The organism is Helcobacillus massiliensis (assembly GCF_014191425.1).
GTDB classification, from domain to species: Bacteria; Actinomycetota; Actinomycetes; order Actinomycetales; family Dermabacteraceae; genus Helcobacillus; species Helcobacillus massiliensis.
In genome coordinates, this window is record NZ_JACHWP010000004.1 from 105,872 (window position 1) to 119,741 (window position 13,870).

A 13,870-nucleotide genomic window follows, 5' to 3' on the forward strand; every position below is an offset into this window, starting at 1 on the left:
GCCGGCTGGTCGGCCAGCCGGGGCGGCCGACGGGTTCTGCATCCGTCGGCCCCTAGACTGCTGCGCATGACCGACGCCCCCGACCCCACCGAGCCCGGCGAGCCCACCGGGCTGTCCGACGACGCGCGCGCCCTGATCGACCTCGAATCGCGCACCTTCCGATCCGTTGGCGCAAAGGAGAAGCGGATCCGCGACGAGCTCGGCCTGACCAGCATCCAGTACCACGTGCGGCTCAACCGGCTGCTCGATGACCCGGCGGCTCTGGCGTATGCGCCGGCGCTCATCAACCGACTGCGGGAGCGGCGCCGGTAGAGCTGCGGGAGCGGCGCCGGTAACACGGAGCGTCGCCTCACCCGCGATCAGGCGTGGTTCGCGTTAGTGTAGGACCGTGGCAGAGACTGATTACCCCTACCCGGCAGACGAGTTCGACCGGGAAGCAGCGAACGCGCCCCTGCGCGGATCGCACCGCGCCGATGAACCGTTCTGGAAGTCCAACCTGAACTACATCGTGATCGCGGCGATCGCCGTTCTCGCCCTCATCGGTGCCCTGCTGCTGATCAGCCAGTTCACCGGCGAGAAGGACACCTACACCCGCTCCCCGGACCCCGCCCCGCAGACCACCGCATCGGCCGCACCCAGCGACGAAGCATCGGCCGACCCCACGGAGGAGGAGCAGAGCGTGGACCGCACCATCAAGGTGCGCGTCAACAACGCCTCGAAGACCAACGGCCTCGCCGGCCAATGGACCGAAGTGCTGCGCGAGAAGGGCTGGGAGAACGTCACCTCCGGCAACGGCAAGAAGATGGATGAGACAACCGTCTTCTACCGTGACGACGCCGACCTGCCGGCCGCGAAGGCCCTCGCCGCCGACGTCGGCGCCGGTGACCCGGTGAAGTCCGAGGACTACCAGACTCCGCTCGTCGTCGCTGTCGTCACCGAGCCGTGACCTGGGACTGATTCCCCGCCCCAGCGGAGCCGCCCATGCGCGCCACCCTCACCGCTCTGCAGCGTCCCGCAGCGCTGATCGCCCTCGCCACAGCGGGCGTCCTCGCCCTCGGCACCACGCTGCTGATGATGCCGTTCTCCTCCAAAGGGGAGCCCCCGCCGTTCATCGACGCCCTGTTCACTGCCACCTCCGCCCTCTGCGTGACCGGTCTGGTCACCCTCAACACGGACGAGCAGTGGACCGCGGGAGGGCAGGTCGTGCTGCTGTTCCTCATGCAGATCGGCGGCCTCGGCGTCATGATCCTCGTGACGATGCTGGCGCTGCTGACCGCCCGGCACGTCGGCATCCGCGACCGCCAGGTGTTCGATACGGCCACCGCCTCCGGCGCCGGCAGCCACGTCCGCTCCACACTGCGGATGATCGCCCTGGTCACCATCGCCGTGGAAGGCGCGGTCGCGGTCCTGCTCACGCTGCGCATGCACACCCACTACGAGATGGGGTGGGGGAAGTCCGCCTGGTACGGCATCTTCCACGCCGTGTCCGCGTTCAACAACGCCGGGTTCGGGCTGCGCTCCTCATCCCTCATCGACTTCGGCACCGACCCGTTCGTGCTGCTGCCCATCGCCGCCGCCATCATCCTCGGCGGCATCGGCTACCCCGTGATCCTGGAGGTGCTCCGCCGCCTGCGGCCCCACCGCATCCTCACCCTGCACTCCAAACTGATGCTGATCGGCACGCCCGTGCTGCTGTTCGGAGGCACCCTCGCCGTGCTGGTGCCCGAATGGTCCAATCCCGCCACGCTCGGCCCGATGAACCCGGCGCAGAAGGTGCTGGCCTCGTTCTTCCAGTCCACTACGTCCCGCACCGCCGGATTCAACGCCCTGGACATCTCCCAGATGCACCCGGAGACCTGGTTCGGCACCGACATCCTCATGTTCATCGGCGCCGGCCCCGCCGGCACCGGTGGCGGCCTGAAGGTGACCTCCGCGGCGGTGGTGCTGATCGTCATCCTGTCGGAGCTGCGCGGTGACACGGGCGTGCGCGCGTTCCACCGGGCGATCCCGTCGGCCGTGATCCGCCAGGTCGTGACCGTGATGGGCCTGTACGGCCTCGCCGTGGTGGTGGGCACGGGCCTGATCCTGCTGCTGGAGCCGGTGGAACTGGACCGGGTGCTGTACGAGGTGATCTCCGCGATCTCCACCACGGGCCTGTCCACCGGCATCACCGCGGATCTGTCCACCACCAGCCGCATCGTCCTCATCGTGCTGATGTTCCTGGGCCGCGTGGGCCCCGTGACGCTCGGCACCGCGCTCGCGCTGCGCGCCCGGCCCCTCGCGTACACCTCACCCGAAGAAAGGCCGATCATTGGCTAAAGCACCCCGCACCGACTCCATCCGCATCTCCACCGCCCTCGTCCTCGGCCTCGGCCGCTACGGCGAAGCGGTGTGCCGAGAGCTGAAGGCCCTCGGCGTCTCCGTCCTCGCCGTGGACCAGGCGCCCGCGCGCGTGGACGCGCTCAGCGACACCCTCAGCCGCGTCATCGTCGGCGACTTCACCAACCCCGAACTGCTGGAGCAGGTTGGCGCGGACGACTTCGACCTGGTCGTGGTCGCGACCTCCGGTGACCTGGGGGCGAACATCCTCGTCACCTCCCACCTGCTGCAGATGGCGACCGGGCAGCTGTGGGTGAAGGCCGCGACCGACCAGCACGAGGTGATCCTGCAGCAGCTCGGGGTGGAGCACATCGTGCACCCTGCCCGCGACATGGGGCGCCGCTCCGCCCACCGCATGGTGTCCCTCGCCCGCGACTGGATGTCCCTCGGCGCCGGGGCCGCCGCGGTGACGATGGCGGCGCCGGACATGCTGCTGGAGCGCTCCGCACCCGAAGCGCGCCTGGAGAAGACCTACGGCGTGACCGTGGTGGCGCGCCTCCCGCTGAACTCCGACCGGTGGGAGAACGTCACCCACACCTCCACGTTCGCCGCGCGCGACACCATCCTCGTGATGGGCAGCGAACGCGACCTGGAGCGGTTCGCGACTCTGACCTGAGGGGCCGACGGATGCCGCAGCGCCCGCCGGACCCCTACACTGGTGGCCTATGGCTGAAGTGATCGCGGGCCGCGTTGAACTGCTTGAGCCCGTCGCGCAGGGCGCCAGCGGGTGGGTGTGGCGAGCCCGGGACCTCAAACGCGACCGCGACTGCGCCGCGAAGGTGCTGCAGCAGCGCGACAGCGCCAACATCCTCCGCTTCGTCCGCGAACAGTCGGTGCGCAACCACGCGCTCGCCGCGCACCCGCACGTCATCGCGCCCTACTCGTGGGTCGCCGAGGATGACGCGGTTGCGATCCTGATGCCGCTGGCGCGCGGCGGCACCCTGTCCGATGTCCTCGCCACCAACGGTGCCCTCAGCCCCGATCTGACGTTCGCGCTGCTGCGCCAGCTGTGCGACGCCCTGGCCGCGATCCACGCCGCCGGCTGGATCCACCGCGACGTGAAGCCCGCGAACATCCTGTTCACCGCGCCGTGCTCCGGCCTGCCGGAGGTGCGGCTCGCTGACTTCGGCATCGCCCTGCAGAACGACGACCACCGCTTCACCGCGACCGGGTTCGTCAACGGCACCCCCGGGTTCATGGCACCGGAGCAGGTGACGGAGGGCGCGTTCTCCGCCGCGGTCGATGTGTGGGCGGCGGCGTCGGTCGCGCTGGACTGTCTGGCGCCGCGCCAGCGCATCCCGAACTCGGCGCAGACGTCGTTCGACGCCCTGAGCCATCACGTCGGGTCCATCATGCGGCCCGCGGGGGCGAGCAGCGAGCAGGCCGCGCTGATCATGGCGATGCTGGACCCGGATCCGCTGCGGCGCCCGTCGGCCGCGCAGGTGCGGGACGCGATCCCGCCGATGCCGCCGGAGCTGGCCGCGCAGGCCCGCACCGCGACCGGGGCTGTCGTGCAGGTGGGCTCACCCGCGGCGGACGACACCACCGTGCAGTCCCGGGCCGCGCAGCCGACGGGCGCCACCTCGGCGCAGCCCAGCGCGCCGACGGCCCCCTCCGCCATCGAGTCCGCGCCCGGTGGAGGCGCGGCGGGCGGCAACCGCGCAGAGGCGCTCGGCGCTGCGGCGGCCGCGCAGGCGGCGCGTGCGCGCCAGCAGGACGCTCCGACGGCCCAGAGCAGTCCGACAGCCGCGGACAGCCCGACGGTCCTGAACAGTCCGACGGGCGCCACGCAGATCGTCGACGACAGCGCGGGCCGCACCCGCACGCCGGTTCTCCCGGTCGATCAGACCGACGCCCGGATCGGCCTCGGGTCCACTGCCGCCCCGGCCGCCACGTCCGCGCCGGCCTTCAGCCCCGTCGCCGGAGCAGGGTTCGCCCCCATCACTGCGGCGCCGCGCGGGCCGCGCCGTCTCGGGCTCGGCATCGCGCTGGCACTCGCGGCGGTGCTCGCCCTCGCTGGGGCCATCACGATGCTGGTGGTGGGGCTGACGATGAACCCCGGCGACGCCGCGAACGACGCGCTCGCCGTGCAGGCGGCACCGGTCAGGAGCGTCGGCGCAGCGCCGTGATTGCGGCGATGCCCGACCCGACGGCGACCAGACCGAGGACGCCCGCGCCGACGAACAGGCCACGGCGCAGCCATGTCGCCCGGCTGACCGCCTGCTCCTGTTCGGCGCGGGTCTTCCCGTAGTCCACGTCCGCGTTCTCACCGGCGGTGCCGTCCACCGCGAGGGTGAGGACCACGCGGCGCGGCTTCGCCGTGTTCGGTTCGTCCTCCGGGTCAGCCTTCGTGCTGAGCTGCAGGGTGTGGGTGCCGCCCAACCAGTTCGAGGCCTGCTCCTTGTCCGCATCCGTCCTCTGGTTGCCGAGCGTGACCGGGGTGGGCATCGCGCTGCCCCGGTAGTCGTCGGTGCTGGAATCGAGGTTGACCGTGGTGGACGCGTTCTCGTCCGGGTCGTACACCTCCTGGCCGAGAGGATTCAGCATCATCACCTCGACCTCGTCCCACGTTCCCTCGACCTCGCCGGCGTCAAGCGGCGAGATCGACCAGGACAGGCGCTGCCCCTCGTTCACGTCCACGCCGGCGAGCCGTGTCTCACCGGGCCGCAGTTCGATCACGTAGGAGCCGGGCTTCAGGATCGGGGCGCTGTTGCGGGAGCGGCCCAGCGCTGTGACGTCGTCCTTCGCGGACCCGGCCGTGGGTGCGGGAACGGCCGGCTCGTCGTCCCACTCCGGTTCGGGCGGCATCGGGCTCGGCGCGGGTGCCTCGACGGCGAACACCAGCTCCATCGGCATCGTCTCGGACTGCTTGAGGTTGCCTTCGCGCGTCACCTTCGCGACGAACTCACCGGGTTCGCACTCACCGTCCTCACCGGTGCCGGCAACGGTCGAGACAGCAGTGGCGCGCTGGGGCGCATCCGCGATGTTGGGGAAGCTGAACCCGTTGCTCGTCCACTTCGCGCAGTCGTTGCCGTGCCCGTCGGTCAGTTCGATCGTGGACTTCACACTGTCCGAGGTCGTCGGCGTCGCCTTCGGGCTGGGGGTCGGCACGAGCGCGCCGGTCACAATGAGGCGCTCACCCTTCTTCAGCGTGACCCGGTAGTGCTTCGTCTCCTTCATGGTGCCCCAGCCCTGGTCCTTCCCGGCGGTGAAGGAGTCGAGGTATCGGCCGGGCTCGACCGAGGGCGCGCCGGCGAACGAGGACCCACCGGAGATGGGGGAGCCGTCGGCCTCATACCCGCGGTCGTCCGCGGCGGGTGCGTCCTTCGCGGAGCGTGCAGCCGGTGCGCTGGGCGCAGAGGCGGAGCGGGGCGCCGTGGTCGGGGCTGCGGCGGCGGGCAGCGCGGAGGCGGTCGCCAGGACGAGGGCGGCGGTCAGCGCAGCGGCGGGCCGACGGGTGATGGGCGGCCGATGGGAACCGGGCTGCGACATGGACGCTCCTCAGTGGCTCGGAAGTGTGCCCTCTCAGGGTGCCACTGATCACCCCGCCGTGTCGCGTTGGGACGGTGGGGAGAAGTCCGACGGGTGCCGCACGCAGCCCTGCGCTGGCGCCCCCGTCGGCCCGTGTGCGCCCCGCGGATCGGCGTGTCCGCTGACAGCGCAGAGGAGGCCCCCGGGAAGCATTAGCACTCTCAGCGTGCGAGTGCTTATGATGGCCTGGCACTCATGCCGAACGAGTGACAGGATCCGCCGGGTGGAACCGGGGGCGCTGCACCCGTCGGCAGGAGATCCGGCAGCGGTGAGATGCCGCCCGAGCGTGACCAGAACGCCCCGGGCGCCATCGTCCGTCGCGGGCATCGCTCCGGAACCAGAACAGAACACGGGAGAATTTCCACATGGCAAAGCTCATCGCCTTTGACGAGGAAGCTCGCCGCGGTCTCGAGTCGGGTATGAACCAGCTCGCAGACGCCGTGAAGGTCACCCTGGGCCCGAAGGGACGCAACGTCGTCCTGGAGAAGTCCTGGGGCGCCCCGACCATCACGAACGACGGCGTGTCCATCGCGAAGGAAATCGAACTCGAGGATCCGTACGAGAAGATCGGCGCGGAGCTCGTCAAGGAAGTCGCGAAGAAGACCGACGACGTCGCCGGTGACGGCACCACCACCGCCACCGTCCTCGCCCAGGCACTCGTCCGCGAGGGCCTGCGCAACGTGGCCGCCGGCGCCAACCCGATCGCTCTGAAGCGCGGCATCGACAAGGCCGTCACCGCGGTCACCGAGAAGCTCGTGGGCCAGGCCGTGGAGATCGAGTCCAAGGAGCAGATCTCCAACACCGCCGCCATCTCCGCTGCTGACCCGGCCATCGGCGAGCTCATCGCCGAAGCGCTCGACAAGGTCGGCAAGGAAGGCGTCATCACCGTTGAGGACTCCAACACCACCGGTCTGGAGCTCGAGCTCACCGAGGGCATGCGCTTCGACAAGGGCTTCATCTCGCCCTACTTCGTGACCGACGCCGAGCGTCAGGAAGCGGTCCTGGAGGACCCGTACATCCTGCTCACCTCCGGCAAGGTCTCCAACATGAAGGACCTGCTGCCGATCCTGGACAAGGTCATCCAGTCCGGCAAGCCGCTGCTGATCATCGCTGAGGACGTGGACGGCGAAGCCCTCCCGGCCCTCGTGGTGAACAAGCTGCGCGGCGTGTTCAAGTCCGTCGCTGTGAAGGCACCGGGCTTCGGCGATCGCCGCAAGGCGATGCTGCAGGACATGGCCACCCTCACCGGCGGCACCGTCATCTCCGAGGAGGTCGGCCTCACCCTCGAGGGTGCGGACCTCGACTCCCTCGGTCGTGCCCGCAAGGTTGTCGTCACCAAGGACGAGACCACCATCGTTGAGGGCGCCGGCGACGCCGACCAGATCTCTGGTCGCGTCAACCAGATCCGTGCTGAGATCGAGAACTCCGACTCGGACTACGACCGCGAGAAGCTCCAGGAGCGCCTCGCGAAGCTCGCCGGCGGCGTCGCCGTCATCAAGGCGGGCGCAGCCACCGAGGTGGAGCTCAACGAGCGCAAGCACCGCATCGAGGACGCCGTGCGCAACGCCAAGGCCGCTGTCGAAGAGGGCATCGTCGCCGGTGGCGGCGTGGCCCTTCTGCAGGCCGGCAAGGAAGCCTTCGAGACCCTGGACCTCCAGGGCGACGAGGCGACCGGCGCGAAGATCGTCCAGGTCGGTGTTGAGGCACCGCTGAAGCAGATCGCCGTCAACGCCGGTCTCGAGGGCGGCGTCGTGGCGGAGAAGGTCAAGGGCCTGCCCGTGGGCGAGGGCCTGAACGCTGCAACCGGCGAGTACGAGAACCTCATCGCGGCTGGTGTGCTCGACCCGGTGAAGGTGACCCGTTCCGCTCTGCAGAACGCCGCCTCCATCGCCGGCCTCTTCCTCACCACCGAAGCCGTGGTCGCGGACAAGCCGGAGAAGGTCGATCCGGCTGCTGCCGCAGGCGGCATGGACGGCATGGGAGGCATGGGCGGCATGATGTGATCCCCTGAGGGTCACCGCCGCTCCAGCTGACACGCTGAGCAACAGGAACCGCCCGGTTCCGCCCCGATACGGGGTGGGCCGGGCGGTTTCGTTTCCGCGGGCATCGGCGTATAGCGGCACACCAGGCCGCTATACCGAACAGGCTGCTCCTCTACGCCGACGGCCGAGCAGCCCCGTCGAGCGCCCACCCACCTCGAGCGCCCACCCACTCCGAGCGCGATTGGTCTGCCGATAGCGCCGGTGCCATGGACGGCGCGATGAAGAAGCTCATGGAGCTGCCGGCCGGGTCGGTCCTGCTCGGAGCGATCGCGGTCAGCCTCGCCGCCCCTTTTCACTGTCATCGGGTGTGGTGAACGGTCGCCAGTGCTGACGCGAGCCGCGGCAGCATCGCGCTGAAGGCCCCGTCGGCCGGCCGGGCGAGCCCGAGAACGATCCCCGCACCGCCCACGCCGCCCACAGCAGCGGCTGGGGAGGGGTCGACGGGTGCCGCCTGCGACTCGGCGCCCCACGCCGCCGACAGGCGCCCCACCGTGATGCCCGCGTCGGCGCACGCCGCCACCGCCCGCGCCTCCGGGTCGGCGCCGGCGCGGCCGCGGTGGCTGCCGGCGGTGTCGAACCGGATCACCGCGTCGCTGCCGCCGTGCATCGGCAGCACCCGCACCCCCGGAACGTCGAGCATCGCAGCGAGCAGTGCCTCCCGCCGTCGGCCCAGCCGCAGCCGCTCCGTCCGGGTGTGCCGGCGCACCGTCCCATCCGCCAGCAGATGCGCCACCGCGTGCTGCGTCGTCGCCGAGACGCGCACCCCCAGCACCTCGCGCACATCCCGCAGCTCGGCGAGGAGGGCGGCACCCGTCGGCCGCACGAAGCCGACCGCGAGGTCCGGGCTGAGCAGCCGGGAGAACGTGCCGAGCAGGACGGTGCGGCCGTGCGGGTCGATCGCGGACAGCGGCGGCAGCGGTGCGCCGGTGTAGCGCAGCTCGGAGTTGAAGTCGTCCTCAATGATGAGGGCGTCCTCGTTGCGCGCCCACTCGAGGAGGGCGAGGCGGCGGTCGAGGCTGAGGGAACCGCCGAGCGGGTACTGGTGGCTGGGGGTGACGATGACGGCGTCGGGCGCGGCGGCCCCGGTGGGCAGCGCATCCACGCGCAGACCGTTGCCGTCCACGCCCAGCGGGACGATCCGGTGCCCGAGCACCTGCGGGACGCGCCGCAGGCCCGGGTAACCGGGTGTCTCCACGCCGATGCTGAGGGTGCCGCGGGTCGCGGCGAGGGCGTGCAGGATCAGTTCGAGCCCGTCGCGGGAGCCGGCGGTGACGAGCAGGGCGGCCGGGTCCGTGGGGAGCCCGCGCATGAGTCGGAGGTGTTCGGCGATACCGGCCCGCAGGTCGGGCAGTCCGGTGAGGCCGCCGGTTTCGGCCTCGGGTGCGGCAGCGGCGCGGCGCCACGCGGACCGCCAGGCGGCGTCGCCGATCCGCGTGGTGCGCGGCAGACCAGGGCGCAGATCCACCGCCGGTGCCGATGCGGGTGCGGGGGCGGGGACAGGGTCGGGACGGCCGGGCGCGGCGGCGGTGGAGGCTCCGGGGGAGGCCGGCCGACGGGTGCTGGCCGCGGTGGGGTCCGGCGCCGCGGCGCTGACCTGCTGCAGCAGGTGCGCCGGCAGCGACGGATGCACCGTGGTGGGCCGGCCCTGGGAGGCGAGCAGGGCGCCTTCGCTGATGAGCTGGTCGAACGCCGCCACGATCGTTCCGCGGGACACGCTGAGGCGCTGCGCGAGGAACCGCGTGGAGGGCAGAGCGTCGCCCGGGGCGAGGGCGCCGGACATGATGAGGGCGCGGATCCCGTCGGCCACCTGGACGGGCAGGGGAGTGCGGCTCGCGCGGGTGAGGGTGAGGGCGAGGTCAGCGGTGGAGCGTTCGGCCATACCAGAATGATGCCGCCGCCGCGCCCACTGGTCCACTCCGATCCACTGATGCTGGATCTGGTTTCGGACCAGTGGGCGGATGAGACTGGTCGGCATGACCGAGAAGAACCAGATCATCCCCCTGTCCGAGACGACCCGCGCCACCAACGAGAAGCTGATGGGCGGCGTCATCATGGACGTGGTCACCGCTGACCAGGCCCGCATCGCCGCCGACGCCGGCGCCGTTGCCGTCATGGCCCTTGAGCGCGTCCCCGCGGACATCCGCGCACAGGGCGGCGTGGCCCGCATGTCCGACCCGGACCTCATCGACTCCATCATCGAAGCAGTCGACATTCCCGTCATGGCGAAGGCCCGCATCGGCCACTTCGTTGAGGCCCAGGTCCTGCAGCAGCTCGGCGCCGACTACGTGGACGAGTCCGAGGTGCTCAGCCCCGCCGACTACGAGCACCACATCGACAAGCGCGCGTTCGACGTCCCGTTCGTGTGCGGCGCCACCAACCTCGGAGAGGCGCTGCGCCGCATCGCCGAGGGCGCGGCCATGATCCGCTCCAAGGGCGAGGCCGGCACCGGTGACGTGTCCGAGGCGACCCGCCACATCCGCCGCATCCTCCACGAGATCGCGCAGCTGCGCGCCACCGCCGCCGCGAACCGCGAGGAGCTGTTCGTCGCCGCGAAGGAACTGCAGGCGCCGATCGCGCTGGTCGAGTACGTTGCGGACAACGGCCGCCTCCCCGTTCCGCTGTTCACCGCCGGTGGCGTTGCCACACCGGCCGACGCGGCCATGATGCGTCAGCTCGGTGCGGACGGTGTCTTCGTGGGCTCCGGCATCTTCAAGTCCGGCAACCCCGAGCAGCGCGCGAAGGCCGTGGTGCGGGCGGTGGAGAACTTCGAGGACCCGGCCGTGATCGCGGACGTCTCCCGCGGTCTGGGCGATGCGATGGTCGGCATCAACGTGGCGGACCTGCCGGCGCCGCACCGACTCGCTGAGCGGGGATGGTGACGGCAGCGGGGCGCGCCCTGTAGCGGCTGCGGGGCGCGCCCTGTCTCATGGCCGTGGAGCGCGATTGATGTGCGCATTCGGGGTTTTTCGCGCAGATAATCCCGAAAAGGGCAACGAATCGCCGCCCCGCCGTGCGGCCCCGCCGCTCAGAGCTTCGCGTGGGCGTGCTCGCCGAGCACGAGTCGGTCCATCTCCTCCTCGGTCGTGGCGTTCAGCGCCCTGCGGCGGGACAGGTAGAACACGAACCCGATCGCCACCCAGATCGCCAGCGCGATCAGCGGCGGCGTATCGAGCTGCCCGGGGGAGCCGGGGATGAACAGCAGCGCGAGGAACACCACCGACAGCACGCAGCCGAGCACAGCCACACCGGACTTGAACGCGATCCAGCCGGGGCTGGTGCGCGGTTCGGTGAGGACGACCCCGTCGCGCACCTCAGCAGCGGTCCTCCGCATCGCTTTGAAGGCGCACAGGCAGGTGTAGAAGTAGGCGACCGAAACCCCGGCGGAGGTCATGTCCACCACCCAATTGAGGGCTTCACGGCCGAAGAACGGGGTGACCACGCAGAACGCGAGCACGAACAGGAGCGCCACCACGGGGGTGCCGGCGCGGTGGGAGATGTAGCCGAGCTGGCCGGGCACCATGCGGGCGTCCGCCATGGCGAGCAGCACGCGGGAGGCGGACAACATGAACCCGTTGAGCCCGGTGATGACGCCCATCGTCACACCGATCACCATGAGCACGGGGCCGACGGGTCCGATGGCGACCCGGATCGCATCGGCCGTGGCCCAGGAGTGCCCGTCGAAGGTGTGCCCGGCCTCGCTGATCGCGATGGATGCGGCCATCAGCATCGCCAGGTAGATGAAGGCGGCGGCGCCGATGGCGAACAGGATCAGCTTCAGCGCCTTGGAGGGGGAGAAGTCGAACTCGCCGGCGAGCTGGGGGACGTTGTCGAAGCCGACGAACGCGAACGGGGCGATCGCGACCATCAGCATGATCGCCGCCCAGGGCGCGGTTGTCGCTGGGGAAGGCGTGGAACAGCGGGACGGGTTTGCGGATGTAGGCGATGACGGAGAGGAGCAGCAGCAGGCTCACGCACGCGAGCATGACGATGCAGGCGATGTACTGGACGCGGCCGGACAGGGCGGTGCCGCGGGCGTTGAAGAACGTGAACACGAGCAGCGCGGTGATGGAGACGGCCACTTCGGGCAGGTAGATCGGCCACCCGGCGACCTCCCACAGTCTGCCTTGCTCCATGAGGGAGGGGGCGACGTTGCGGACCACGAGGGCGAGCGCGGAGGCGTTGAGCGCCACGATGGAGATGTAGCCGAGGGTGAGGAACCAGCCGGCCACGAATGAGTGCCTGCGGCCCATCGCGACATAGGAGTACGCGAGTTCGCCTCCGGTGACGGGGAACTTCTTGATGACGATCCCGTACGACAGGGCGATGATGCTGATGAGGACGGCACCGGTGGCCATACCCATGAGGGCGCCGGCGGTGCCGCCGTCCTTCAGCCAGTCCACGGGGAGGATGAAGGAGCCCCAGCCGATGGCGGAGCCGAGGGCGATGGCGAACACCCATTGGGGTTTGAACTCGCGTTTGAGGACGGCCTTCTCATTGGGGTCGAAGCCGCCGGTGACGGTGGGCGGTTCGCTGCTTGGGGTGCTTCCGCCTCCCGTCCGGTGCCGGAGGGGGTGGGGGCGGCGGAACTCACAACGAATCAGCTTCCTGTGATCGGGGACACATGACTGTGATTCGCCAGGTTAGTCAGGTGCCGCGCCCGATTCAAACCCGAAGCGGCCCGAGAGCGGCCGGTGAGGGCGGCCGACGGGTTCACCCGTGCCACGCCTCGGCGAGCATCCGCTGGGAGTCGAACCGCTTCTGCGGGTCGTGGAAGTAGGACACGGTGATGAACTCGTCGGCCCCCGTGGCGGCGGCCAGCTCCTCCAGCTTCGCGACCACGGTCGAGGGGGAGCCCACTGCCGAGATGGACAGGGACTGGTTCACCGAGTCGAGGATGTGCGGCTCGAGCACGTCCTCGATGTGGGCGGGGCGGGGCAGCGGCCCGCGCGCTCCCTTGATGATGCCGGCGAACATCTGCTGCAGCACGGAGAACTGGAACTGTGCCTCGTCGTCGGTGTCGCACACGACCACGTTGACGCCGACCATGGTGCGGGGCTGCTCGATCTGGGCGGTGGCGGCGGTGGGGTCGAATTCGCGGCGGTAGAGGTCGAGCGCCTGCTGGAACTGGAACGGCGCGAAGTGGGACGCCACGGAGAACGGCAGGCCCAGCTGGGCGGCCATGGCGGCGCCGTTCATGGAGGAGCCGAGCACCCACATCGGGATGTGGGTGCCTTCGGCGACATACGCGCCGATCCGGGAGTTCGCGGTGGTGCGGGGCCCGGACCACGCCTGGATGTCGGCGATGCCGCTCATGAACGCTTCGGGCTGGGCGCTGGTGCGGGCGAGCAGCTGCGCGGTCATCGGGTCGGTGCCGGGAGCGCGGCCGAGCCCGAGGTCGATGCGGTCCCCGTGGAACTGGATGAGGGTGCCGAACTGTTCGGCCACGGCCAGCGGTGCGTGGTTCGGCAGCATGATGCCGCCGGAGCCCACGCGGATCCGCTCGGTGCGCTCTGCGGCGCGGGAGATGAGCAGGGCGGTGGCGTTGGAGGCGAGGTTCTGCGTGTTGTGGTGTTCGGCGAACCAGTAGCGCTCGTACCCCTGGTCGTCGGCCTGCTGGGCGGCCTGCATGGAGATGTCGATGGCCTCGCGCATGGTGGACCCGTCGGCGACGGGGACGAGGTCGAGCACGGACAGGGCGGGGCGGGTGACCACGGGTCTCCTCACTGTGCCGGCGGGGTGTCCTGCCGGTGTCGGTCGGGGCTGGTGCGGCCGATGCTCGAGTCCGGGTAGATGGGGATCTCGGCGCTCGGGATGTCATCGTAGCTGGCGGGGTCGGAGATCGGCTCCACGTGCAGCTCGGCGTGCAGGCCGGGCACGGCGCGCATCAGTTCCTCATCCAGTTCGTGCGCGTAGGTGTG

11 protein-coding genes and 2 pseudogenes are annotated in these 13,870 nt (G+C 70.5%); 7 read left to right on the forward strand and 6 right to left on the reverse strand.

Translation table 11 applies throughout. From position 1 onward, the window contains the following. The first annotated feature begins 66 nt into the window (after window positions 1–66). From FHX50_RS08235 to FHX50_RS08255, 5 genes are all read left to right on the forward strand, one after another. On the forward strand, window positions 67–312 hold the full coding sequence (locus tag FHX50_RS08235; RefSeq protein ID WP_183376497.1) for a DUF3263 domain-containing protein: 246 nt from the start codon (window positions 67–69) through the stop codon (window positions 310–312). A 76-nt stretch (window positions 313–388) separates the two neighbouring features. Beyond that, window positions 389–946 (forward strand): LytR C-terminal domain-containing protein, encoded by a 558-nt coding sequence (locus FHX50_RS08240; protein ID WP_183376499.1) that lies wholly within the window; start codon window positions 389–391, stop codon window positions 944–946. A 35-nt stretch (window positions 947–981) separates the two neighbouring features. Next, entirely contained in the window at window positions 982–2,319 is a 1,338-nt protein-coding gene (locus tag FHX50_RS08245) for a TrkH family potassium uptake protein (protein ID WP_183376500.1), read from the forward strand. Next, window positions 2,312–2,995: a potassium channel family protein gene (locus FHX50_RS08250; protein ID WP_183376501.1), complete on the forward strand. Its 684-nt coding sequence runs from the start codon at window positions 2,312–2,314 to the stop codon at window positions 2,993–2,995. The genes FHX50_RS08245 and FHX50_RS08250 overlap by 8 nt, the downstream gene beginning before the upstream one ends. A 49-nt stretch (window positions 2,996–3,044) precedes the next feature. Then, the gene (locus FHX50_RS08255; RefSeq protein WP_183376502.1) at window positions 3,045–4,508 is read left to right on the forward strand and encodes a serine/threonine-protein kinase; all 1,464 of its coding nucleotides are present in this window, start codon (window positions 3,045–3,047) and stop codon (window positions 4,506–4,508) included. Here the strand turns inward: FHX50_RS08255 and FHX50_RS08260 are convergent. Then, window positions 4,483–5,871, reverse strand: coding sequence for a hypothetical protein (locus tag FHX50_RS08260; RefSeq protein WP_183376503.1), 1,389 nt, complete (start codon window positions 5,869–5,871; stop codon window positions 4,483–4,485). The genes FHX50_RS08255 and FHX50_RS08260 overlap by 26 nt on opposite strands. 404 nt (window positions 5,872–6,275) lie before the next feature. Here FHX50_RS08260 and groL point away from each other — a divergent pair, with 404 nt between their 5' ends. Then, window positions 6,276–7,913, forward strand: coding sequence for a chaperonin GroEL (gene groL, locus FHX50_RS08265; RefSeq protein ID WP_183376504.1), 1,638 nt, complete (start codon window positions 6,276–6,278; stop codon window positions 7,911–7,913). 337 nt (window positions 7,914–8,250) lie between these two features. Here groL and pdxR read toward each other — a convergent pair whose 3' ends face one another. Next, entirely contained in the window at window positions 8,251–9,831 is a 1,581-nt protein-coding gene (pdxR, locus tag FHX50_RS08270) for a MocR-like pyridoxine biosynthesis transcription factor PdxR (protein ID WP_183376505.1), read from the reverse strand. A gap of 94 nt (window positions 9,832–9,925) precedes the next feature. Here pdxR and pdxS point away from each other — a divergent pair, with 94 nt between their 5' ends. After that, a complete protein-coding gene (gene pdxS / locus FHX50_RS08275; protein WP_183376506.1) occupies window positions 9,926–10,831 on the forward strand; it encodes a pyridoxal 5'-phosphate synthase lyase subunit PdxS in 906 nt (301 codons plus the stop codon). A 146-nt stretch (window positions 10,832–10,977) separates the two neighbouring features. Here pdxS and FHX50_RS12280 read toward each other — a convergent pair whose 3' ends face one another. From FHX50_RS12280 to FHX50_RS08295, 4 genes and pseudogenes are all read right to left on the reverse strand, one after another. Further along, a complete protein-coding gene (locus FHX50_RS12280) occupies window positions 10,978–11,817 on the reverse strand; it encodes an APC family permease (protein ID WP_183376508.1) in 840 nt (279 codons plus the stop codon). A gap of 115 nt (window positions 11,818–11,932) precedes the next feature. Beyond that, a pseudogene (locus FHX50_RS12285) lies at window positions 11,933–12,406 on the reverse strand (amino acid permease); the annotation flags it as partial. A gap of 256 nt (window positions 12,407–12,662) precedes the next feature. Further along, entirely contained in the window at window positions 12,663–13,664 is a 1,002-nt protein-coding gene (locus FHX50_RS08290; RefSeq protein ID WP_183376510.1) for an MsnO8 family LLM class oxidoreductase, read from the reverse strand. 8 nt (window positions 13,665–13,672) lie between these two features. Continuing rightward, window positions 13,673–13,870 (reverse strand): annotated as a pseudogene (locus tag FHX50_RS08295) (hypothetical protein); the annotation flags it as partial.